Source organism: Geodermatophilus obscurus (assembly GCF_900115395.1).
GTDB lineage: Bacteria > Actinomycetota > Actinomycetes > Mycobacteriales > Geodermatophilaceae > Geodermatophilus > Geodermatophilus obscurus_B.
In genome coordinates this window covers 108,504-130,084 of record NZ_FOWE01000005.1, presented here as the reverse complement: position 1 = coordinate 130,084, position 21,581 = coordinate 108,504, and the positions used below count along the sequence as shown (strand labels likewise).

The 21,581-nt window shown below is 75.1% G+C and carries 18 protein-coding genes and 1 pseudogene; 10 read left to right on the top strand and 9 right to left on the bottom strand.

Annotated features, from left to right (window positions below; genetic code table 11):
* Nucleotides 1-18: 18 nt before the first annotated feature.
* The 6 genes from BM165_RS11190 to BM165_RS11165 all read left to right on the top strand — a co-directional run bounded on the left by BM165_RS11190 (nucleotide 19) and on the right by BM165_RS11165 (nucleotide 4,506).
* A complete protein-coding gene (locus BM165_RS11190) occupies nucleotides 19-600 on the top strand; it encodes a helix-turn-helix transcriptional regulator (RefSeq protein ID WP_075013865.1) in 582 nt (193 codons plus the stop codon).
* A gap of 67 nt (nucleotides 601-667) precedes the next feature.
* Nucleotides 668-1,237 (top strand): hypothetical protein, encoded by a 570-nt coding sequence (locus BM165_RS11185; RefSeq protein WP_075013631.1) that lies wholly within the window; start codon nucleotides 668-670, stop codon nucleotides 1,235-1,237.
* A gap of 194 nt (nucleotides 1,238-1,431) precedes the next feature.
* Nucleotides 1,432-2,034 (top strand): acyl-CoA-like ligand-binding transcription factor, encoded by a 603-nt coding sequence (locus BM165_RS11180; RefSeq protein ID WP_143108129.1) that lies wholly within the window; start codon nucleotides 1,432-1,434, stop codon nucleotides 2,032-2,034.
* An 83-nt stretch (nucleotides 2,035-2,117) separates the two neighbouring features.
* Nucleotides 2,118-3,788, top strand: coding sequence for an MDR family MFS transporter (locus tag BM165_RS11175; RefSeq protein ID WP_075013629.1), 1,671 nt, complete (start codon nucleotides 2,118-2,120; stop codon nucleotides 3,786-3,788).
* Between the two features lie 153 nt (nucleotides 3,789-3,941).
* Nucleotides 3,942-4,172 (top strand): ribbon-helix-helix domain-containing protein, encoded by a 231-nt coding sequence (locus BM165_RS11170; protein ID WP_075013628.1) that lies wholly within the window; start codon nucleotides 3,942-3,944, stop codon nucleotides 4,170-4,172.
* On the top strand, nucleotides 4,159-4,506 hold the full coding sequence (locus BM165_RS11165; RefSeq protein WP_075013627.1) for a type II toxin-antitoxin system PemK/MazF family toxin: 348 nt from the start codon (nucleotides 4,159-4,161) through the stop codon (nucleotides 4,504-4,506). The genes BM165_RS11170 and BM165_RS11165 overlap by 14 nt, the downstream gene beginning before the upstream one ends.
* A 57-nt stretch (nucleotides 4,507-4,563) precedes the next feature.
* Here the strand turns inward: BM165_RS11165 and larC are convergent, their stop codons facing one another.
* Genes larC through uidA form a run of 4 tightly spaced genes read right to left on the bottom strand, consistent with a single transcriptional unit; the run spans nucleotide 4,564 to nucleotide 9,009 of the window.
* Nucleotides 4,564-5,739 (bottom strand): nickel pincer cofactor biosynthesis protein LarC, encoded by a 1,176-nt coding sequence (larC, locus tag BM165_RS11160; RefSeq protein WP_075013626.1) that lies wholly within the window; start codon nucleotides 5,737-5,739, stop codon nucleotides 4,564-4,566.
* Nucleotides 5,736-6,416 carry a nickel pincer cofactor biosynthesis protein LarB gene (gene larB / locus BM165_RS11155; protein ID WP_075013625.1) on the bottom strand — a complete coding sequence of 227 codons (681 nt, stop codon included), beginning with the start codon at nucleotides 6,414-6,416 and terminating at the stop codon, nucleotides 5,736-5,738. The genes larC and larB overlap by 4 nt, the downstream gene beginning before the upstream one ends.
* Nucleotides 6,413-7,231, bottom strand: a complete 819-nt coding sequence (locus tag BM165_RS11150) for an ATP-dependent sacrificial sulfur transferase LarE (protein ID WP_244274171.1) — start codon at nucleotides 7,229-7,231, stop codon at nucleotides 6,413-6,415. The genes larB and BM165_RS11150 overlap by 4 nt, the downstream gene beginning before the upstream one ends.
* Nucleotides 7,228-9,009, bottom strand: coding sequence for a beta-glucuronidase (gene uidA, locus BM165_RS11145; protein ID WP_075013624.1), 1,782 nt, complete (start codon nucleotides 9,007-9,009; stop codon nucleotides 7,228-7,230). Before uidA ends, BM165_RS11150 begins: the two co-directional genes overlap by 4 nt.
* A gap of 110 nt (nucleotides 9,010-9,119) precedes the next feature.
* Between uidA and BM165_RS11140 the strand changes: the two genes are divergently transcribed.
* Nucleotides 9,120-10,151, top strand: a complete 1,032-nt coding sequence (locus tag BM165_RS11140; protein ID WP_244274170.1) for a LacI family DNA-binding transcriptional regulator — start codon at nucleotides 9,120-9,122, stop codon at nucleotides 10,149-10,151.
* On the opposite strand, the gene BM165_RS11135 is transcribed toward BM165_RS11140, so the two are convergent.
* Nucleotides 10,085-11,374 (bottom strand): lactate racemase domain-containing protein, encoded by a 1,290-nt coding sequence (locus BM165_RS11135; RefSeq protein WP_075013622.1) that lies wholly within the window; start codon nucleotides 11,372-11,374, stop codon nucleotides 10,085-10,087. The two genes, BM165_RS11140 and BM165_RS11135, sit on opposite strands and share 67 nt — an antisense overlap.
* Nucleotides 11,375-11,507: 133 nt before the next feature.
* Between BM165_RS11135 and uxaC the strand changes: the two genes are divergently transcribed.
* Both uxaC and BM165_RS11125 read left to right on the top strand, forming a co-directional pair.
* Nucleotides 11,508-12,920 carry a glucuronate isomerase gene (gene uxaC, locus BM165_RS11130; protein ID WP_143108128.1) on the top strand — a complete coding sequence of 471 codons (1,413 nt, stop codon included), beginning with the start codon at nucleotides 11,508-11,510 and terminating at the stop codon, nucleotides 12,918-12,920.
* Nucleotides 12,917-14,284 (top strand): mannitol dehydrogenase family protein, encoded by a 1,368-nt coding sequence (locus BM165_RS11125; RefSeq protein WP_075013620.1) that lies wholly within the window; start codon nucleotides 12,917-12,919, stop codon nucleotides 14,282-14,284. Before uxaC ends, BM165_RS11125 begins: the two co-directional genes overlap by 4 nt.
* Before the next feature lie 64 nt (nucleotides 14,285-14,348).
* Here the strand turns inward: BM165_RS11125 and BM165_RS11120 are convergent, their stop codons facing one another.
* The 3 genes and pseudogenes from BM165_RS11120 to BM165_RS11110 form a co-directional block, all read right to left on the bottom strand.
* A complete protein-coding gene (locus tag BM165_RS11120) occupies nucleotides 14,349-16,595 on the bottom strand; it encodes a glycoside hydrolase family 3 C-terminal domain-containing protein (protein ID WP_075013863.1) in 2,247 nt (748 codons plus the stop codon).
* 64 nt (nucleotides 16,596-16,659) lie between these two features.
* Nucleotides 16,660-17,252: pseudogene (locus BM165_RS11115) on the bottom strand (DUF1349 domain-containing protein).
* Nucleotides 17,253-17,275: 23 nt separating this feature from the next.
* Entirely contained in the window at nucleotides 17,276-19,687 is a 2,412-nt protein-coding gene (locus BM165_RS11110; RefSeq protein WP_075013619.1) for a glycoside hydrolase family 2 TIM barrel-domain containing protein, read from the bottom strand.
* A 227-nt stretch (nucleotides 19,688-19,914) separates the two neighbouring features.
* Between BM165_RS11110 and BM165_RS11105 the strand changes: the two genes are divergently transcribed.
* Entirely contained in the window at nucleotides 19,915-20,667 is a 753-nt protein-coding gene (locus BM165_RS11105; RefSeq protein WP_075013618.1) for an SDR family NAD(P)-dependent oxidoreductase, read from the top strand.
* 37 nt (nucleotides 20,668-20,704) lie between these two features.
* Here BM165_RS11105 and BM165_RS11100 read toward each other — a convergent pair whose 3' ends face one another.
* A complete protein-coding gene (locus tag BM165_RS11100) occupies nucleotides 20,705-21,571 on the bottom strand; it encodes a nucleoside hydrolase (RefSeq protein ID WP_075013617.1) in 867 nt (288 codons plus the stop codon).
* Nucleotides 21,572-21,581: the final 10 nt, after the last annotated feature.

Below are 21,581 nucleotides of genomic sequence, written 5' to 3'. Positions count from 1 at the left end.
AACGGCAAAGTGTGCGGCGTGCCCGACCTCGACGACGTCCTCGATGCCGTGGGCCCGCGACTGCGGGAGCTCCGGCGGCAACGCGGCGCCACCCTCGCCCAGCTGTCGGAGGACACCGGCATCTCGGTGTCGACGCTGTCGCGGTTGGAGTCGGGGCAGCGCCGGCCCACCCTCGAACTGCTGCTGCCCCTCGCCCGGGCACACCAGGTGCCGCTCGACGAGCTGGTCGGCGCCCCCGAGACCGGCGACCCGCGGGTGCGGCTCAAGCCGATCACCCGGCACGGCGCCACGTTCATCCCGCTCACCCGCCGGCCCGGTGGTCTGCAGGCCTACAAGCTGGTGCTCCCGCCGCGCTGGGGCGGCGAGCCTGGCGAGCAGCGCAGCCACGAGGGCTGGGAGTGGCTCTACGTGCTGTCGGGCCGGCTGCGGCTGCTGCTGGGCGACACCGACGTCGTCCTCACCGCCGGCGAGGTGGCCGAGTTCGACACGCACGTGCCGCACTGGATGGGCAACCCCGAGGACCGGCCCGCCGAGGTCCTCGCGCTCTACGGCCCCCAGGGCGAGCGCATCCACGTGCGCGCCGCCCCCGCCGGCCGCTGACCCACCACTCACAGGTCGGTCGTGCGAGACCGGGTGAGGCGCGGCCGGATCGGGGTACCCCGGTCCCATGAGCGGGAAGTCGGCCGAGGACTACGCCGAGGACTACACGGACCCGGAGCTGCGCGCGCGGCTCAAGGAGGAGATCAAGGCCGGGGACAGGGGCGGGCGGCCCGGCCAGTGGAGCGCCCGCAAGAGCCAGCTGCTCACCCATGAGTACGAGGCGCAGGGCGGCGGCTACCGGCACGAGGGCGAGCGCACCGAGGCGCAGCGGCACCTGCAGGAGTGGACCGGGCAGGACTGGCACACCGCCGACGGCGGCGACCGGGCGCGCGGCTCCGACGGGACGAAGCGCTACCTGCCCGACGCGGCGTGGGAGCTGCTCACCGACGAGGAGAAGGAGGCGACCGACACGCGCAAGCGGCAGGGCCGCGAGCAGCACGTCACCAACACCGACGCGGCGAAGGAGGCCCGGAAGGCGGCCGAGCTCGTGGACGTGACGGCGACCGAGGCGCGCGAGCGGGTCGGGGAGATGCACGGGGACTCCCAGCTCGACCGGGCCGAGCACGCGGAGAAGGACCTGGGCAAGGGACGCAAGACCGTCCTGCGGGCGATCGAGGAGCAGCGCGACCGCGACTGACGTGTGGCCGCGCATGATCAGGTGACCTGATCGTGCGGCGTCCTGGCTCACGGTCGACGGTGACGCAGGACGCGCTGCGGTGAGCCAGGACGCGCTGCGGTGAGCCGGGACGCCGCCCGCCTGCGACGGACGCGACACGCCGTGCAGTGCACGCAACATTGCACGGACTGCACGTTTCGCGCGATCATGTCCCGGTGACCTCCGGCCTGCGCGAGCGCAAGAAGCTCGCCACCCGCCTGGCGCTGCACCAGGCGGCGCTGCAGCTGGTGGCCGAGCGCGGCCTGGACGGCGTCTCGGTCGACGACATCGCCGCCCGCGCCGACGTCTCCCCGCGCACCTTCTTCAACTACTTCCCGACCAAGGACGACGCCGTCGTCGGGATCGACGCCTCCGCCGTCGGACAGGCCGCCGAGCGGTTCACCGCACGGCCGGCGCAGGAGTCGCCGGTCGAGGCGCTGCGCGCGGTCCACGCCCAGCAGGCCACCGAGATGGCCGGTGAGCCCGAGACGTTGTGGCCGCTGCGGCTGCGGGTCATCGACGAGCACCCGGTCCTCGTCGCCCGGCTGCACGCGGTCTTCGGCTCCGCCGAGCGGGCCCTGGCCGACGCGATCGCCGCCCGCACCGGCACCACCGTCGGCGCCGACGTCTACCCCACCCTGCTCGCCGCGGTGTCCGGGACGGCCATGCGCACCGCCCTGCACGCCTGGCTGGCCAGCGACTTCTCCGCGTCCCTTCCCGCCCTCGTCGACGAGGCGTGGGACGCGCTGGCCGCCGGGCTCCCCGCCCCGCGCCGCTGATCCCCCGAGCGGCCGGCGCCGTCCGCTCTCCCCTCGGTGCCGCGCGCCAGCGGCACCGCCGAACGACCCGAGAGAGGACCTCCGTGCAGGCCCCGCCCGACAGCTCCGCACCGCCCATCGTCCTGACCCGGCGCCGCATCAACGTCGTCTTCAGCGCCCTGCTGGCCGGCATGCTCATGGCCGCCCTCGACCAGACGATCGTGTCGACGTCGATGCCCACGATCGTCGGCGAGCTCGGCGGCGTCTCGCACATGGCGTGGGTGACCACCGCCTACCTGCTGGCGACGACGCTCGTCATGCCCGTCTACGGCAAGTTCGGCGACCTGTGGGGCCGCCGCACCCTCTTCCTGGTCGCGATCGGCCTGTTCACCGCGGCCAGCGTCGGCGCCGCGCTGGCGCCGGACTTCACCTGGTTCGTGATCTGGCGCGGGGTGCAGGGCCTCGGCGGCGGCGGGCTGATGATCCTGTCGCAGGCGATCATCGCCGACATCGTCCCGGCCCGGGAGCGGGCGAAGTACATGGGCCCGATCGGCGCCCTGTTCGGCCTGTCCGCCGTCGCCGGGCCGCTGGTCGGCGGCTTCCTCACCGACTCGCCGGCACTCGGCTGGGAGTGGTGCTTCTGGGTCAACGTGCCGGTCGGCATCGGCGCCTTCCTCATCGGCTGGTTCGCGCTGTCCCTGCCGCGCAAGCGCAGCACCACCCCGCTCGACGTCGCCGGCATCGTCGCGCTGTCGGCCACCACGACGTCGCTGGTGCTGTTCACCGACCTCGGCGGCAGCGACGGCTGGACCGACCCGCTGACCCTCGCGCTGCTGGCCGCGTTCGCCGTCTCCGTGGTGGCGTTCGTGCTGGTCGAGCGGCGCGCGGTCGAGCCGATCGTGCCGCTGAGCCTCTTCCGCAACCGCACGTTCGTCGTCGCCACCGGGATGGGGATGGCCGTGGGGCTGGGCATGTTCTCGGCCATCGCGTTCATGCCGACGTTCCTGCAGATGAGCTCCGGGCTGTCGGCCGCGAACTCGGGTCTGCTCATGCTGCCGATGACCGCCGGCATCATCGTCACGATCCAGGGCTCGGCGGCGTCCATCCTCAGGACCGGCCGGTACAAGCGGTTCACCATCGCCGGGACCGCGGTGATCCTCGGGGCCGTCGTCTGGATGACCACGCTGACCGGCGGGACGTCGCTGTGGACCATCGGCGTGATGTTCTTCGCGCTCGGCTGCGGGCTCGGCCTGATCATGCAGAACGTCGTCCTGGCCGCGCAGAACGCCGTCCCGGCCACCCAGATCGGCACCGCCACCTCCACGAACAACTACTTCCGCGAGGTGGGCGCCACCCTGGGCGTCGCCGTCTTCGGGACGTTGTTCACCAGCCGGCTCGCCCAGAACCTGACCGGCGCGCTGACCGGCAACGCCGAGCAGGCGGCCGCCGCGGGCATCACCTCGCCGGACACCCTGGTGCCGGCCGCGGTCGAGGCCGCCGGGGAGCCCTTGCGGACGGCGATCGTGGACGCCTACGCCGACTCGCTCGCGCCGGTGTTCTGGTACCTCGTGCCGCTGCTGGTCCTCGCGCTGCTGCTGTCGTTCGCGCTCAGGGAGATCCCGCTCGCCGAGCACGCCGGCATGGTCGCCCGCGGCGAGGCGGTGGAGTCGGAGGAGGAGCTCGCGGCGCTGCTGCGGTCGGGCGCGCACGCCGCCGTCCCGGCGGCCGAGCCCACCCTGCGCGAGGACCGCGACGACGACCAGGTCCGCGTCTGAGTCCGTCCCGACCCGACGGTGATGTGCACCGGGGCGCCTCTCGCGCGCGGGAGGCGTCCCGGCCGCACGCCACCTCGGCGGCTGGGGCGGAGCACCTCGGGCACATCCGCGGACGTGCGTCCCGTCGTGGTGCCACCGAAGTAGCATCGCGGTGTGAAGCTCAGTGTGAGCCTGACCGAGGAGGACGTCGCCGTTCTCGACGACTACGCCCGGTCGACCGGCCTGCGGTCCCGGTCGGCGGCCCTGCAGCACGCGATCCGCCTGCTCCGTCACCCGGACCTCGAGGACGACTACGCGGCCGCGTGGGAGGAATGGCGGGCCTCGGGTGAGGAGGCCGACTGGCAGACGACCGCAGGGGACGGGCTGGACGATGCTCCGCGGTGAGATCCGCCTCGTCGACCTCGAGCCCATCCGCGGCAGCGAGGCCGGCAAGCGCCGACCCGCAGTCGTCGTCAGCAACGACCGGGCCAACGCGGTGGCGGATCGTCTGCGGCGCGGCGTGGTGACCGTCGTCCCGGTCACCAGCAACACCACACGGGTCTTCCCCTTCCAGACCCTGCTCCCGGCCGAGGACACCGGTCTGCAGGTCGACAGCAAGGCCCAGGCGGAACAGGTACGCGCGGTCGCGGTCGAGCGCGTCGGCGCCGTGCTCGGTCGGGTCCCCGCCGCGACGATGGCCACCCTCGACGACGCACTCCGCCTGCACCTCCAGCTCTGACCGTGCACTTCCGCGGATCTGCCCCGGGCAGCTCCGCGGAAGTGCACGGACGAGTGCTCAGCCGCCGAGCAGGTCCTGCGCCAGCCCGCGGGCGCGGGCCAGCACCTGCTCGACCGGCAGCCCGAGTCCCTGCGCCGCGCGGACGACGTCCTCGAACTCCGGCATCGCGTTGACCACGGCGCCGTCGAGCAGGCCGAGCTTCACCGCCACGATCTGACCGTCGACGTCGACCTGCCGGAACTCGCGGTCGAGCACCGTCCGGGCGACCGCCGTCTCCCGCACACCGAGCGTCGTGGTCTCCCGGAACAGCACGCCGCGCACCGGCGCGGCGGCGGCCGGCGGTGCCAGCGCGGCGACCACGTGCCCGGGCCGGCCCTTCTTCATCAGCACCGGCGTCAGCCACGCGTCGTGCGCTCCGGCCGCCAGCAGTGCGGCGAGGACCAGGGGCCACACCCGCGGGTCGAGGTCGTCGACGGCGCTCTCCAGCAGCAGGGCGCCCGGCGGGTCCGCCGCCTGACCCTCCCCCACCACCAGCCGGACGACGTTCGCCCGGTCGGCGGGGTCGCGGGTCCCGGCGCCGGCACCCCAGCCGGACGGGCGCATCGCCGGCATCGGCCCGAACCGGTCGGCGAGCACGGTCACCAGCGCGACGCCGGTGGGCGTGGCCTGCTCGCCCGGGAACGACCCGCCCCGCGCCGGTGCGCCGGCCGCGGCCAGCAGCGCCACCACGGCCGGCACCGGCACCGGGAGGGCGCCGTGCGCGGTGCGCACCGAACCGCTGCCGACGGTGACCGGCGAGGCCACGAGCTCGTCGAGCCCCAGCGCGGCCAGCCCGGCGCACACCCCGACGACGTCGGCGACCGCGTCCAGCGCGCCGACCTCGTGGAAGTGCACCTCGTCCTCGGCGACGCCGTGCACGGCCGCCTCCGCGCGGGCCAGCGCGGCGAACACCGCCGTCGACGTCGAGCGCAGCGGCTCGGGCAGCCGGTCCAGCAGCAGCCGGACGTCGGCCCAGGTGCGGTGCGGCTGACCCTCCTCCGGCACGTCGACGACGACGCGGACGGCGGCGAGTCCCCCGCGCCGCACGTCCTCGGCGCGCAGCGCGATCGCCAGGTCCAGCGGCGCCAGGGCCGAGCGGACGGTGTCCAGCGGGACGCCGGCCCCCACGAGCGCCCCGAGCAGCATGTCCCCGGCGACGCCGGCGCCGAGGTCCAGCCAGCCGGTCCGGGTCACGGTCGCCCGCCGGCGATGCTGCGCGCGACCCGGGCGGCGAAGACCCCTGCCCCGAAGCCGTTGTCGATGTTGCAGACCACCACGCCGGGCGCGCAGGAGTTGAGCATGCCGAGCAGCGCGGACAGCCCGCCGAAGCTGGCGCCGTAGCCGACGCTGGTGGGCACCGCGACCACCGGCGTCCCGACCAGCCCGCCGACGACGCTCGGCAGCGCCCCCTCCATGCCGGCCACGACGACGACCACGTCCGCGTCGTCGAGCACCGGCCGGGCGGCGAGCACCCGGTGCAGGCCGGCCACCCCGACGTCGGTCACCCGGACGACGCCGGCCCCGCAGGCGCGGACGGTGAGCGCGGCCTCCGCGGCCACGGGTGCGTCCGAGGTGCCGGCGCTGACGACCGCGACGGTGCCTGCGGGCGGTGCGAAGGCGCCCACCACGACCGTGGTCCCGTCGACGGTGGCGTCCGGCCACCGGTCGAGGAGGGCGGCGACGGTCCGCGGGCCGGCGCGGGTCACGAGCACCGGCCGGTCCCCGGACGCCGCGGCGAGCGTCGCGACGATCGCCACGACCTCGTCGGGGGTCTTGCCCTGCCCGAACACGACCTCGGGGTCGCCGGTCCGGCGCAGCCGGTCGGTGTCGACCTTCGCGAACCCGAGGTCGGTGTAGCCGGGGTCGTTCACCGCGCCACCGGCGTGAGGGTGAAGGCGCGCCCGGGCCGGTAGGCCTCGTCGTCGAGCACCGCCGTCCGCAGGTCCGGTGCCAGCGCGCACATGGCGGTGAGCACGTCGGCCAGGACGGTGCCGGTGACGGCGGCGCGGTCGGCGTCGGGGACCTCGACCCGGACGACGTCCTCGCGGATCCGGCAGCGGACGACCGCCGCCCCGGTGCGGGCGGTGAGCAGCGCCTCGCCGACCTCGACCGCGCGCAGCCGCGCCGGGGTGACGGCGGTGCCGGTGTAGAGCCGGCTGGCCAGGCAGGGCGAGGCCGGGAGGTCGGCGCAGTCGAGACCGAGGGCGGCGGCCGTGCGCCGGACGTCGGCCTTCCCCATGCCGACCTCGACGTAGGGGTGGCGCACCCCGCGCTCGGCCGCCGCGACCAGGCCCGGGCGGTACTCGGCGAGGTCGTCGAGGTTGGCGCCGCTGACCAGCGTCGTCCGCCCGTCGACGACGCCGGCCAGCTCGGTGATCGCGTCGTACAGGTGCGACTTGCAGGACCAGCACCGGTCCCGCGGGTTGGCGAGGTAGCGCGCGTCCTCGAACTCCCGGGAGCGGACCAGCCGCAGGTCCCAGCCCTCGTCCGCGGCCAGCGCGAGCACCCGGGCGGTCGCGGCGGCGGGCACGGCGGGGGTGACGCTGTGCACGACGAGCGTCGTCCCGGGTGCGGCACGGTGCGCGACCGTGGCCAGGGTGAGGCTGTCGACGCCGCCGCTGCACGCCACCGCGACCGCGGGCACGTCGGCGAACCAGGCCCGCAACGCCGCGAGGACCCCGTTCACCCGCTCGCCTCCCGCCAGCGACGGCGCAGCACCGCGGCCGCGGCCTTGGGCCGGCGGTCCCGGGTGAACACGCCCTTCTTGTTGCCGTCGACGCGGGTGATCCCGGACTTCGTCGCGAAGTCGGCGAAGTTCCACACGTGCTCGCCGACCACGGCGTCGACCCGGTCGAAGACGCGGTGGTTCATCTCCAGGTAGGCCACCTGGTACTCCTCGCTCCACGGCTCGGGCACCACCGAGTGCAGGCCCGCGACGGTGTCGGCGCCGTACTCCGTGACGATGATCGGCTTGCCGTCGGTGGCCCACTGCTCGAGCTCGGCCTGCCAGACGGTCTCGGCCGTCGCGAGGTCGCCGGTGAAGGCGTACCAGCCGTAGTAGCGGTTGAGCATGACGACGTCGGCGTACTGCGCGAGCCGGTCCTCGCCGTGCCGGGCGAGGAAGACGTTCACGTGGCCGACCGGGCGGGTCGGGTCGAGTTCGCGGGTGAGCTCGAACAGCGGCCGGAAGTACTCCTCGGCGGCCTCGGTGTCGGCCTCCGGCTCGTTGGTGATGCTCCACAGCACGACGCTCGGGTGGTTCCTGTCCCGCGCCACGAGCTCGCGGATGGCCTGGGCGTGGGTCTCCTGGCCCGCGGCGGAGATGGTCTCCGGGGAGAAGGTCGGCGCCATCTGCCTGCCGGAGATGCCGCCGATCAGCGCCAGGTTCTGCCCCACGGCGGCCGCCTCGCCGATGACCACGATCCCGTGCCGGTCGGCGTAGTCCAGGACCTCCTCGGCGTAGGGGTAGTGCGACGTCCGGAAGGAGTTGGCACCGCACCAGTCCAGGAGCGCGAAGTCGTGGACCATCAGCACGTCGTCGTGGCCCTTGCCGCGGAAGGGCGCGTCCTCGTGCTTCCCGAAGCCGCGGAAGCGGAACGGTTCCCCGTTGACCAGGAACTGCGTGCCCCGCACCTCCACGGTGCGGATCCCCACCGGCAGCGAGTAGGAGTCCACGACGTCGGTGCCGTCGGTCAGCTCCACCCGCAGGTCGTAGAGGTGACCCTCGCCGGGCCGCCAGGGGTGCACGTCCTCGACGGTCAGGATGCCGGCCGTGCCGCTGCCGGAGGCGACCTCGGTGCCGTCGTCGTCCCGGAGGACGACTCGGACGCCGAGCCCGTCCGCGCCGGCCACGTCCACCCGGTAGTCCACGGTGCCCGTCGTCCCCCGTAGTCCGGTGACCACGGTGAGGTCGTCGATCCGGGCGGGCGGGGTGCTGTACAGCCACACCGACCGGTGCAGGCCCGCGTAGTTGAAGAAGTCGTGGAAGTAGGTCTGCCGCGGTCCCGCGGGGGTGTCCTCGACGATGCCGGGAGGCACCGACTCCCAGGTGAGCCGGTTGTCGACGACGGCGGTGAGCCGGAACTCCTCCCCCGGCCGGGCGTGCGCGGTCACGTCGGCCTCGAACGGCGTGTAGCCGCCCTCGTGCCGGGCGACCTCGACGTCGTCCACCCAGACGACGGCGCGGTGGGTGGCCGCGTCGAAGCGGAGCACCACCCGCTGGCCGCCCCAACCGCGGGGCACCCGCACGGTGGTCTGGTACCAGGCGTCGCCGACGTGGTCCCGGATCGCCGGGTCGGCGAAGACGTCGTTGTAGCTGGCCGGCACGGGCACGTCCCGGGCGTCCGCCAGGGGCCGGCGCCACCAGCCCTGCTCCCGGCCCGCGCCGGACGGGTCGATCGCGAACCGCCACAGGCCGTCCAGGCGCCGGCGTTCCCGGGTGGCACTGTCCTGCGGCCTCAGCACGTCCGCAGTAGGTCACACTGGCCGGAGCCGAGGCAATCGGTTGCCATGTGTTGTTGGAAGGGGGACGGCAGGTGTCCCGCACCGAGGGCGGACCGTCCCCGAGTCGCCCGGTGACCATCTACGACGTCGCCCGCGAGGCCGGTGTCGCCGCCTCGACCGTCTCCCGCGCCTTTTCGCGGCCGGGCCGGGTGAACGCCGCGACGGCCGAGCGGATCCGGGAGGCGGCCGGCCGGCTCGGCTACCGGACCAACCCGCTGGCGCGGGCACTCGTGACCACCCGCACGCACATGCTGGCGCTGGCCGTGCCCGACGTGACCAACCCGGTCTTCGCGGAGGTCATCCGGGGTGCGCAGGCCGCGGCGGGGGACGCCGGGTACACCGTGCTGCTCGCCGACGCCCAGGAGTCGGGGGTCCGCGAGCGCGCCTCGCTGGAGCGGATCCTGTCCGTCGTCGACGGGGTGGTGCTGGCCGGGTCGCGGATGTCGGACTCGGCCATCCGGATGCTCGCCAAGCAGAAGCCCGTCGTCGTGCTCAACCGGGCCGTCGTCGACGTGCCCTGCGTGGTGACCGACAACGAGCGGGGCGCGCGGCTGGTGGCCGAGCACCTGGCGGGGCTCGGGCACGAGTCGCTCGCCTACGTCGCCGGTCCGGAGGCGTCGTGGGCCGACGGCGCCCGGTGGACCGCGCTGCGCGAGGCGGCCGCCGACCTCGGCCTGCAGGTACGCCGGCACGGCCCGTGCACGCCCGACGTGCCCGGGGGTCTGCGGGCCGCCGGGGAGCTGCGCGGTCGGTCGGCCACCGCGGTCGTGGCCTACAACGACCAGCAGGCCATCGGGCTCCTGCGCGGACTCACCGCCCAGGGGCTGCGCGTCCCGCGGGACGTGAGCGTGGCCGGCTTCGACGACATCGACGCCGCCGCCCTGGTGACCCCCGGCCTCACCACCGTGGCCGCTCCGCTGCGCGCCGAGGGCACGACCGCCGTCCGGCACCTGCTGGCGATGGTGCAGGGCGCGGCGGGCCACACCGGTGCGCCCCTGGTCCTGCCGGTCCGCCTCGTGGTGCGGGGCTCCACCGCTCAGCGCAGGCGGAAGAGGACCTCCCCGGCCTCGGGGACGACGAGGGTGTCCGGGTCCGCGCGGTAGGCCGCGAGGTCGACGTCGGCGGGATCGAGGTACTCGAGGGCGGCGACCCGGACGACGTCCTCCGGGATGCCGGTCGCGAGGACCACGCGCACCCGGCAGCGCTCGCCGTGCTCGGCGTCCCAGGTGCCGGCGCCGCGCAGGTGGGTGGAGTGCGCCAGGACGCCCCAGTGCAGGTGCCGGTACTGCTCCCACTGCCCCACGAACCAGTCGCGGCAGTGGTACCCGATCTGCTCGATCTCCGGGTGCACGGCCGAGATCTGCGTGATGTGCGGCGCGTAGAGCACCACCTCGCCGCCGTCGGCGACCACCGGCTCGACCTTGTAGAAGCCCTTGGCCGCGGTCCACATGTCGTCGTACTTCTCGGGGACGACCGACAGCACCCGGCGCACCGGGGCGTCCAGGTACCGGACGTGGGTCTGGGCCGAGACGTCGGCCGCCGCTGACCACGCGGCCTGCGGGTCCCCGAAGGCGGCGGCGTGCAGGGCACCGCTGCCGGACTGCGCGACGACGCAGAGCGCCAGCTTCTGCGCCGGCACGAGCGCCGCGGCCTCGTCGATCAGCGCGCGGACGGGAGTGGTGCCGCGGGTGCCGATGATGTCGGCGCTGGTGATGAGCGCACCCAGCCAGTGCGACAGGTCGATGATCTCCTGGCCGGCGACGCCCGGGAAGAAGTACTTGTTGCCGCCCGAGAAACCGACCACCTCGTGCGGGAAGACGGGCCCGACGACGAGCGCGACGTCGTGCTCGACCACGGCACGGTTGAGGCGGACGTCGACGCCCTCGTGCAGCCGGCCCTCGGAGAGCTCCGCCACCCGTTCGGCGGGGATCCGGCCGAGCGACACGAACGTCTCCGGGTCGTCCCACTCGTGGTTGAGCACGGTCGTCCCGGGATAGCGCACGGCCAGGTCACCGGCCGGGTAACCCAGGTGACGCGCCAGCTGCGCCTCCGTCATCGGGGCGTGCGTGCCCAGCGCGATCAGCACCGTCATCCGGCTCGCCCGGCCGGTCAGCGCGCCGTGCACCGCGGACAGGAGCAGCGGCAGCGGGCAGCTGCGGGTGGCGTCCGGCACCACGATGCAGACGCTGCGGCCGTCGAGGTCGTGCGCGGCCAGTTGCTCCCGGACGAAGGCGGTCACCTGCGCGTCGGTCAGGACCGAATCGGGTCCGCCGACGAGCGCGGCGGTGGTCGGGAGGTCGACGACGGGGTCGACGGTGGTCGTCACGCGCCCACCCTCCGCCGGACGACGTCCGGGCGACAAGGTGCCACGGGAACATGTGGCAACCGGGACGGGCGCGTGGCGACAACTCGCGGCAACCGATTGCCGCGTGATCCGCGCAACACCCAGCATGACGGGCATGCCAGCCCCCGGCGCCCTCGCGCCGCACCCCGACCGGCTGCTGCCGGCAGAGCCCGGTGTCCGCTCGATCGCGCGCCGCCTCTACGACGCCGTGCGGGACCTGCCGATCCTCTCGCCGCACGGGCACGTGGACCCTCGAACGCTGGCCGACGACGTCCCGTTCTCCGACCCGGCCGCCCTGTTCGTGACCCCCGACCACTACGTCACCCGGCTGCTGCACGCGAACGGGGTGTCCCTGTCCGACCTGGGCGTCGGCCACGGGCCGCTGCCGGAGGCGGAGGCACGCGCGGTGTGGCGACGGCTGTGCGAGCACTGGCCGGTGTTCGCCGGCACGCCCAGCCGCTACTGGCTCGAGTCGGCGCTCGCCGAGGTCTTCGACGTGACGGTCCGCCCCTCGGCCGCGACGGCGGACGACGTCTACGACCGGGTCGCCGAGCGGCTGACCAAGGACGCCTACCGCCCGCGGGCGCTGTTCGAGCGCTTCGGCATCGAGGTCCTCGCCACCACCGACGACCCGTGCGACGACCTCGCCGCGCACGCGGGACTGGCCGCCGACCCGTCCTTCCCCGGCCGCGTCGTCCCGACCTTCCGCCCCGACCGGTACCTCGAGGCCGCGGCCCCCGGCTGGGCCGACGCCGTCGCCCGACTGGGCGAGGTGAGCGGCGTCGACACCGGCAGCTACGCCGGCTGGGTGGCCGCGATGGAGCGGCGCCGCGAGCACTTCCGCGCGCACGGGGCGACCTCGGCCGACCACAGCCACGAGGACGTCGGCACCGAGCCGCTGGACGACCCCGAGCGCGGCTACCGCGCGGCGCTGGCCGGGACGGCGACGCGGGCGGAGTGCGTCGCGCTGCGCCGGCACATGCTGCTGGAGATGGCCCGGATGTCGTGCGACGACGGGCTGGTGATGACGCTGCACCCCGGCGTCCGGCGCAACCACCACTCCCCCACGGCCGAGCGCTTCGGGCCGGACACCGGGCACGACATCCCGCTGCGGACCGAGTTCACCGACCCCCTGCGGCCGCTGCTGGAGCGCTTCGGCACCCACCCGGCGCTGCACCTGGTGCTCTTCACGCTCGACGAGACCGTGTTCTCCCGCGAGCTCGGACCGCTCGCCGGCTTCTACCCGTCGGTCTACGTCGGGGCACCGTGGTGGTTCCTCGACGCCCCCGAGGCGGTCCGCCGGTTCCGCCGCGCGGTCACGGAGTCCGCCGGGTTCCGCCGGACCTCGGGGTTCATCGACGACACCCGGGCCTTCTGCTCGATCCCCGCCCGCCACGACATGTCCCGCCGGCTGGACAGCGGCTCCCTGGCCCAGCTCGTCGCCGAGCACGTCCTGGACGAGGACGAGGCGCTCGAGACCGCCGTCGACCTGGTCGCCGGCCGCCCGCGCGAGGTGTTCAAGCTGTGACCGCCCGCCTGCGCCGCAGCGCGCCACCGCCGCCCGTCCGCGTCGTCCACCTGGGCCTCGGCGCGTTCTCCCGCGCCCACCAGGCCTGGTACACCGACCGCGCGGCCGACGGCGACGGGTGGGGCATCGCCGCCTTCACCGGGCGTCGTCCGGACCTCGCCGAGGCCCTCTCCGCCCAGGACGGGCTCTACACGCTGGTCACCCGCGGGGCCGACGGCGACGCCTTCGCCACCGTCGGCTCCCTCGCCCGGGCCGTCCCCGGCGGGGACCACGACGCGTGGCTGGGCGCCGTCGCCTCGCCCGACGTCCGGGTGCTGACCACGACCGTCACCGAGGCCGGGTACCTGCGGGCGCCCGGCGGCGGGCTGGACTCCGCACACCCGGCCGTGGTCCGCGACGTCGCCGCACTGCGGGAGGACCCGCGCGCGCCCGTCGTCACGGCTCCCGCGCGCATCGTGGCCGGGCTGCTCGCCCGCCGCGCCGCGGACGCCGGCGCCCTCGCGCTCGTCCCCTGCGACAACCTGCCGGAGAACGGACGGGTGCTCGACCGCGTCCTGCGCGACCTGGCCGGGGCCGTCGACCCCTCGCTGCTCCCCTGGCTCGACGCCGCCGTCTCGACGGCCACCACGATGGTCGACCGGATCACCCCCGCCCCGACCGACGCCGACCGCGCCGCCGTCCTGGCCGCCACCGGGGTGGACGACGCGGCCCCCGTGGTGACCGAGCCGTTCAGCGAGTGGGTCGTCTCGGGGGCCTTCCCGGGTGGCCGGCCCGCGTGGGAGACCGCCGGCGCGGTGGTGACCGACGACGTGACGCCCTACGAGCAGCGCAAGCTGTGGCTGCTCAACGGCGGGCACTCCCTGCTGGCCTACGTGGGGTCGCAGCGCGGGCACGCCACCGTCGACGAGGCGGTGCGCGACCCGCACTGCCTCGACCTGCTGCAGCGGTGGTGGGCGCTGTGCACACCCCACCTGCTCCTCGGCCGCGAGCGGGCGGAGGAGTACTGCGCGGCGCTGATCGAGCGCTTCGCCAACCCGCGGATGCGCCACGCGCTGGCGCAGATCGCCGGCGACGGCTCGCAGAAGCTCCCCGTCCGTCTGCTGCCGGTCCTCCGCGCGGAGCGGGCCGCCGGCCGGCTTCCCGACGTCGCGGTCACCGTCCTGGCCGCGTGGCTGCTGCACCTGCGCGGTACCGGTGCACCGGTGCGCGACCTCCGCGCCGACGAGCTCCGGGCCCTCGGCGGTCGGCCGCCGGCCGAGGCCGTCCCCGCCGTCCTGGCCACCCTGGATCCCGCACTCGCCGACGACGCGGAACTCGTGGCCGCCGTGCGGAGCCGCGCCGGAGAGCTGTCCGGCCGCCGCTGACCGCCGTCCCTCCGTGCACTTCCGCGGATCTGCACCGGGCAGATCCGCGGGCACGGTCGGGTGGTCAGCCGGCTCGGGCCTCCCGGGCGACGGCGACCAGGCGGTCGAGCTCGGCGGGCGGGATGGCGGCGCCGAAGTCGGCGGCGAACCGGCGCATCGGCATCGACCCGATCATCTGCAGCATCCCGGCGTGCATCTCGGCGGCGCCGTCCGGCATGGACGCGAGGAAGCCCTCGAGCAGCTGGGGCCCCACGACCGGGTGCTCGAACCACTCGGCCACCGACGACCCCAGCGTGAGCTCGGGGACGACCGTGTCGCCCGCCAGGGTCAGCGTCTCCTCGGCCAGGACCTCGGCGGCGCTCGCGCCGACCTGCACCGCGTACTCCCCCGGCGCCACCACCCAGCCGCCCTCGCGGACGTCCCAGTAGGCGAACGCGCGGCGGTCCAGCGCCAGCTCCACCGTCCGCGACTCCCCGGGCTCCAGCGGCACCTTCGTGAACGCGCGCAGCTCCCGCGCCGGGCGGCGCACCGGGCCGGCCGTCGTCGCGACGTAGACCTGCACCACGTGCCGACCGGCCCGCTCGCCGGTGTTGGTCACGGTCACCGCGACGGTGGCGGTGTCGTCGCCGGTCGCCGTCACCCGCAGGCCGGAGGTCTCGACGGTCGTGTAGCCGAGCCCGTGGCCGAACGGGTACCGCACCGTCCGGTCGACGGTCGTGTAGTGGCGGTAGCCGACCATCACGCCCTCGCCGTAGCGGACGTGCCCCTGCTCGCCGGGGAAGTTCAGGTGGCTGGGGGTGTCCTCCAGGCGGAGCGGGATCGACTCGGCCAGCCGCCCGGACGGGCTCACCGCGCCGGTGAGCAGGTCGGCCAGCGCGCTGCCGCCGGCCTGGCCGAGCAGGAACCCGGCCAGGATCGCGTCGACGTCGTCGTGCCAGCCCTCCAGGGACACGATGCCGCCGGAGGACAGGACGACGACCGTGCGTGGGGCGGCCGCGGCCACCGCGCGGATCAGCTCCACCTGGACGGCGGGCAGGTCGATCGTCGTGCGGTCGAAGCCCTCGGACTCGTCGGACTCGGCCAGCCCGGCGAAGACGACGGCGACGTCGGCGTCGCGGGCGAGCGCCACGGCCTCCTCGCGCAGCGCGGCGGCGTCGCCCGAGCCGTCGAGGGAGAAACCGGGGGCGGAGGACACGGTGGGTAGCGCCTCCCCCAGGACGGTCAGCGCGTCGTCGACGCGGGTGGCGTTGACGTTCGAGCTCCCGCCGCCCTGGCAGCGGGGCGTGCGGGCGAACTCCCCGACGACGGCGACCCGGGCGTCCGGCGCCAGCGGCAGCACGCCGCCGTCGTTCTTCAGCAGCACCGCGCACTGCGCCGCCAGTTCCCGGGCCAGCGCGTGGTGGGCGTCGGCGTCGAAGGCCTCGGTCGGCTCGGTCACCAGGTCGGCGAGCGCGGCCACCCGCCGCACGCTGCGGTCGACGAGCGCCTCGTCGAGCTCCCCGGCGCGGACCGCCTCGACGACGAGCCGGTTGCCCGCGCCGTGGTCGCCGGGCATCTGCAGGTCCAGGCCGGCGGCCAGCGCCGCGACCCGGTCGTCGACGGCGCCCCAGTCCGAGACGACGACGCCCTCGAAGCCCCACTCCTCGCGCAGCACCTCGGTGAGCAGCCAGTGGTTCTGCGACGCGTAGACGCCGTTGAGCCTGTTGTAGGCGCACATGACCGTGGCCGGCCGCGCCTCGGTGACGATCCGCTCGAAGGCGGGCAGGTAGATCTCGCGCAGCGTGCGCTCGTCGACGTCGGCGCTGACCTGCATGCGCTGCGTCTCCTGGTTGTTGGCCGCGAAGTGCTTGACCGAGGCGCCGACCCCCTCCGCCTGCTGGCCGCGGACGTGGGCCGCGCCGAGCACGCCGGTGAGCAGCGGGTCCTCGGAGTAGTACTCGAAGTTCCGCCCGCCCAGCGGGGACCGCTTGATGTTGACGCCCGGGCCGAGGACGACGGGCACGCCGAGCGCGCGGGCCTCCCGGCCGACCGCGGCGCCGATCCGCTCGGCGACGTCCGGGTCCCAGCTCGACCCGACGCCGACCGCCGGGGGGAAGCAGGTGGCCGGGACGCTCCGCAGGAGGCCGATCCGGTCGAAGTCCCCCTCCTGGCGGCGCACCCCGTGCGGGCCGTCGGTGAGCACCACCGAGGGCAGCCCGGCCTCCTCGACCGCCGGCGTGGACCAGAAGTCCTGCCCGGACAGCAACGCCGCCCTCGTCTCGAGGGGCAGCGCGTCGAGGGAGGACCGGTCGGGGGGCGTGGCGGAGGTCACCACCCGATCCTGCTGTGCCGCGGACCGCACCGTCCTCGCGGCTGCCATCCAGTGGCAGCGCCGCTCAGTGCAGCGCGGCGTCCGCCGGGCCGACCGCCCACCGCCGGAAACGCACGACGAGGCCACTGCGGGTGGGTGCGCAGCAATAGGGCCCGGCCCGCACCGCGGGGTGCGGCGGGAAGGACGCGACCCGGACCAGCCGGAACGCCTCGTCGTCGACCCGCGCGCGGACGGTGACCGCGTCCCCGGCACGGCTGGCCCGGACGGTGACCCGGCGGCCGGCCCACTCCGGCACCGGTGCCAGCGACCAGTCCGAGCGGCCCAGCGTGACGACGGCGCCGACGTGGGCGGCGCCGTCGGTCATCTCCACACCGGCCTTGAGCCAGGTCTGCTCGTCGGCCCGCAGCACCACCCGGCCTGGTCGAACTGCCCGTCCCACCCAACGTCGAACGTCACCTCGACCGCGCCCGGGGACGCCAACGGGGCGAGGAGCGCGTGCGCGTCGTCGTGCACGAACCCGTAGGCGGTGTGCCGCCACGCGTCGCTGCCCTCGACGGCGGTCACCACCACGTCCGGCCCGTCCTCGGCGACGGCGGCGGGGGCGGTCGTCCACGCGCCGGCGTGCCACGGCTGCACGCGCAGCTCCCCGTCCGTCATGCCGGCACCGTAGAGGAGCCCGGTCAGCGCGCCTCGACGGTCGCGGTCACGCGCCCGCAGCCCGGCGCCGAGGCGGTGAGGGTGATGGTCCCCGGGCCGGTGGGGCGGACGACGGCGAGCGCGCGGCCGTCGAACGTGGTGTGCACCTCGTCGAGGTAGGACTCCTCGGTCGCCGGTGCCGCGCTACCGAACCCGGCGAGCACGCCGGGTCCCTCGACGGTGACGGTGACCTCGCGGTCGACGCCGAGCGCCACGGTGCCGGCGGCGTCCTGCAGCGCCAGGTCCACGTACGCGAGGTCGGTGCCGTCGGCCCGGATGACCCCGCGGTCGGCGACGGCGGCCAGCGCGACCGGTCCCTCCGCCGCCCGCAGCGAGAACCGGCCCGTCTCCTCCCCGCCGGTGCGGGCGACGGCGGTGAGCTCGCCGGGCGCCCAGGTCACCGTGAACTCCGACCGGAACCGGTTGGCCTCCCCCGCCTTCGCGGTGCCCAGTGACTCGCCGTCGAGCAGCAGCTCGACCTCCTCGGCGTCGCTGGAGACCTCGACCGTCAGCGGCGTCCCCTCGGTCCCGGAGGGGAAGGCCCAGCTGCCGACGGTGTCGCTCCAGGCCCACGGCGTCGACACGGTCTCCCGGCCGGAGCGCTCCGGCCGCAGCACCGCGACGTAGGGGTCGCGCCGGAGGCCGAAGACGATCTCGCGGTGGTAGGACGCCGGCCGCCGGTGCCCCGTGACGTCGATGTCGCCGACGTGGGCGAGCAGCCACGGGTACGGGCCGTTGAGCTGGCGGGCGGTCGGGTCCTCGACGTCGGCGACCCGGCCGATGCCCACCTCGCCGAGGTAGTCCCAGCCGGTCCAGGTGAAGTCGCCGATCACGTGCGGGTTGTCGCGGACCAGCGGCCACAGCCGGTCGATGTCGGCCGGGAAGGTCTCGCTGCCCACGACGACGCGGTTCGGGAAGACCTGACGGTCGGCCTCGTAGCGGGCGTCCATGTAGTTCAGGCCGGCCACGTCGAGCACCGCGAAGGACTCCGCCGTCCGCCGGCCGACCAGCTCCGACCCGGACAGCTCCCGCATGAAGCCGCCCATGTCCGACAGCATCGTGTTGATGCCGCCCCCGGCCTCGGCGCCGGCCCTGGCCTCCCCGATGACGGCGAGCATCCCGTTGACGCCGTTGGTCACGAGCCGGGTCGGGTCGAGGCGGCGCACCTCCTCGGCCAGCCGCCGGGACCACAGCGCGCCCTGCGGGGTGGCGAGCTCGGGGATCTCGTTGCCGATCGAGTACATGACCACGCTGGGGTGGTTGGCGTCCTTGCGCACCATCGCGGCGACGTCGCGCTGCCACCACTCGGGGAAGTCCAGTGCGGCGTCGAAATCGGACTTGCTCTCGGTCCACACGTCGCTCAGCTCGTCCATCACCAGGACGCCGAGCCGGTCGCAGGCCTCGAGCATCGCCCGGCTCATCGGGTTGTGGGCGCTGCGCAGGGCGTTGAAGCCGGCCGCCTGCAGCAGCTCCACCCGCCGCTCGTCGGAGCGGTCGATGGTGGCCGAGCCGAGGACGCCGTTGTCGGAGTGCACGCAGGCCCCGCGCAGGTGCACCTTCTCGCCGTTGACGCGCAGGCCGCGCACCGGGTCGACCGAGATCGTCCGGATGCCGAAGGTCGCCGTCCCGTCGTCGACGACCGCGTCGCCGTCGCGGAGCTGCACCGTGGCGGTGTACAGGGCCGACGAGCCGGGACCCCACAGGACGGGCTCGCGGACGACGAGGCGCTGGCGCACGACCGCCGGCTCACCGGGCCGCACGGTGACCGGCGCCCGGTCGGTGGCGACGACCGCGCCGGCGGCGTCGCGGACCTCGGTGACCGCCTCGACGGTGGCCAGCCGCGGCCGGTCGTTCTCCACGGTCGTCACGACCTCGATCACGGCGAGGTCGGCGTCGACGTCCTCGGTGGTGACGCGGACGCCGTCGAGCGCCACGTGCAGCAGGTCGCCGACGACGAGGTGCACCGGCCGGTGGATCCCGGCGCCGGCGTACCAGCGGGAGTCCTCGGCGGACCGGCACACGACCCGCACCTCGTTGTCCTCGCCGTACCGGAGGACGTCGTCGAGCGGCACGGCGAAGCCGGTGTAGCCCGACGCCCAGTGGCCGGCCAGGGCGCCGTTCACGGAGACCGTCGCTCGCCGGTAGACGCCCTCGAACTCGAGCAGGACGCGGCGGTCGGCGTACTCCGCGGGCGCGGGGAGCGTCGCCCGGTACTCGTACACGCCGCCGGGGAAGTAGCCGCGGCCGGCGCCGTGGACGGGGTCGCGGGTCTCACCCAGGGTCGCGTCGTGCGGCAGGGTCACGTCCCGCCAGGGCGCCGCGGCGCCGACCATCTCGGCGAAGGAGTTGGCGTGCCGGCGGGTCTGCCAGCCGGTCGTGAACGGGATGCGGCGCATGGCTGTCCTGTCATCGGGGACGAAGAGGCAGCACGCGACGGATGGCGTCCTGGCTGGAGCGCCCCATGCCCACGCGGGTCCGGCGTCGGGGCGACCGGCCGTCCGCTGGGTCGCCGCTGGAGCCCGCGCCTCGATCTTCGACGAGGCGCGCATGCGACGGACAGCGGCGTGCCGGTGGTTGGCAGACGGGTGCCGGTGCCCCGGGGGGCGCGGGACAGACTGCGGACGTGAGTGGGCGATTGACGGGCAAGACGGCACTGGTCACCGGAGCTGCCGCCGGCATCGGGCGGGCGGTGGCCGACCGGTTCGCCGCCGAGGGAGCGCGGGTCGCCTACGCCGACCGCGACGCCGCAGGGGCCGAGGCGGCCGCCGCGGCGTCGGGCGGGCGGGCGGTGCCGATGGACGTCACCGGCGAGGACAGCGTGGCGGGCGGGTTCGCCACGCTGGCCGCGGACGGCTGGGTCCCCGACGTCGTCGTCGTCAACGCCGGCGTGCAGCTGTTCGGACAGGACGCCGAGGTCGCCGACCTCGACCTCGACGTCTGGCGGCGCACCCACGAGGTCAACCTGACCGGCGCCTTCCTGACCATCAAGCACGCGGTCCGCGGCATGCTGACCGTCGGCGGCGGCTCGGTCGTCCTGACCGGCAGCCCCACCGCGGTCCGCGGCGAGGGCGCGGAGTTTACCGCCTACGCGTCGTCCAAGGCCGGCATGCACGGGCTGGGCCGCACGGTCGCCGCCGCCTACGCCCGGCGGGGCATCCGGGTGAACACCGTCGTGCCGCCCTACACCGAGACCGGTCTGGTCAGCACCCTCACCGCCGACCCCGGGGCGCGGGCCGCGATCGTGGGCCGGATCCCAATGGGCCGGGCCGGCACGACCGGTGACCTCGAGGGCGTCATGGTGTTCCTGGCCAGCGACGAGTCGGCGTTCGCCACCGGTGCGGTGTTCGCCGTGGACGGCGGCATGACCACGTTGTGACCCGTGGGGTGGGGCGGGTGCCCCACCCGGTCACCGGTCACACCGGCCCCGAGGCCCCGACCGCCTGCCGCTCGTGCCGGCGCAGTTTGGCGTAGAGGTCGGCGACCAGCAGCCGGACGTCGACGTCGACGTACACGCGGCGGGACGCACCCCCGGGCGCGGACGCGGTCTCGGTCCACGCGCTGGTGGCATCGCTGAGGGCGGTCAGCAGCAACGGCGGGCTGTCGCCGAGCGGCCAGGTCTCCCCCTGCTCCACGAAGTAGGGGATCGGCAGCTCGACGTACCGCTGCCACAGCCACGCCCCCACCCGGCCCGCCCCACCCAGGTCCTGCTCCAGTTCGGCGACGGAGTACTCGCACCGCCGGTAGGTCTCCAGCGGGAACTGGGAGACGGCGAGGTCGGTGCGGGCCAGCACCTCACGGGCTGCCTCGGCGTCGGTCTCCCGGTTGTACTCGAAGGCGGCCGGGTCCAGTGCCCCGCCGACCCAGACCAGCGTCAGCCGCTGCGCGATCTCCGGCGCCTGCCGCAGTGCCTGGGCGACGTTGGTGAGCGGCCCGGCGCAGACGAGCAGCAGCGGCAACGGGTCGTCCCGCCGGGCCTCGGCGACGATGAGGTCCGCCGCGGCCGAGCGGGTGTCGCCTGCGTCCAGGACCACGTCGCAGCCGGCGGCGACCGCCGGCCGGGGGCCGCCGACCAGGTCCACCAGCTCCTGGGCGAACCGGGCGCCTCTCTCCGCGGTGCCCTCGGGTGGCCCGAACACCGGGTTCAAGTGCGAGCTGGTCACCGCGTCCACCCGGTTGGCGGGGCTGAGCAGGTGGTGGGCGAGGGCGACCAGGCCGTCCGGGTCACCGGCCCAGTCGTTGTCGACGACGACGCGGCAGCGTCGTGTGATGCGCAGGGACACGCGTTCCTCC

Excerpts from the sequence above, each read along its gene's own strand:
- BM165_RS11185 (WP_075013631.1), top strand. The coding sequence starts at position 668 with ATGAGCGGGAAGTCGGCCGAGGACTACGCCGAGGACTACACGGACCCG.
- BM165_RS11165 (WP_075013627.1), top strand. The coding sequence starts at position 4,159 with ATGCTCCGCGGTGAGATCCGCCTCGTCGACCTCGAGCCCATCCGCGGC.
- uxaC (WP_143108128.1), top strand. The coding sequence starts at position 11,508 with ATGCCAGCCCCCGGCGCCCTCGCGCCGCACCCCGACCGGCTGCTGCCG.
- BM165_RS11110 (WP_075013619.1), bottom strand. The coding sequence starts at position 19,687 with ATGCGCCGCATCCCGTTCACGACCGGCTGGCAGACCCGCCGGCACGCC.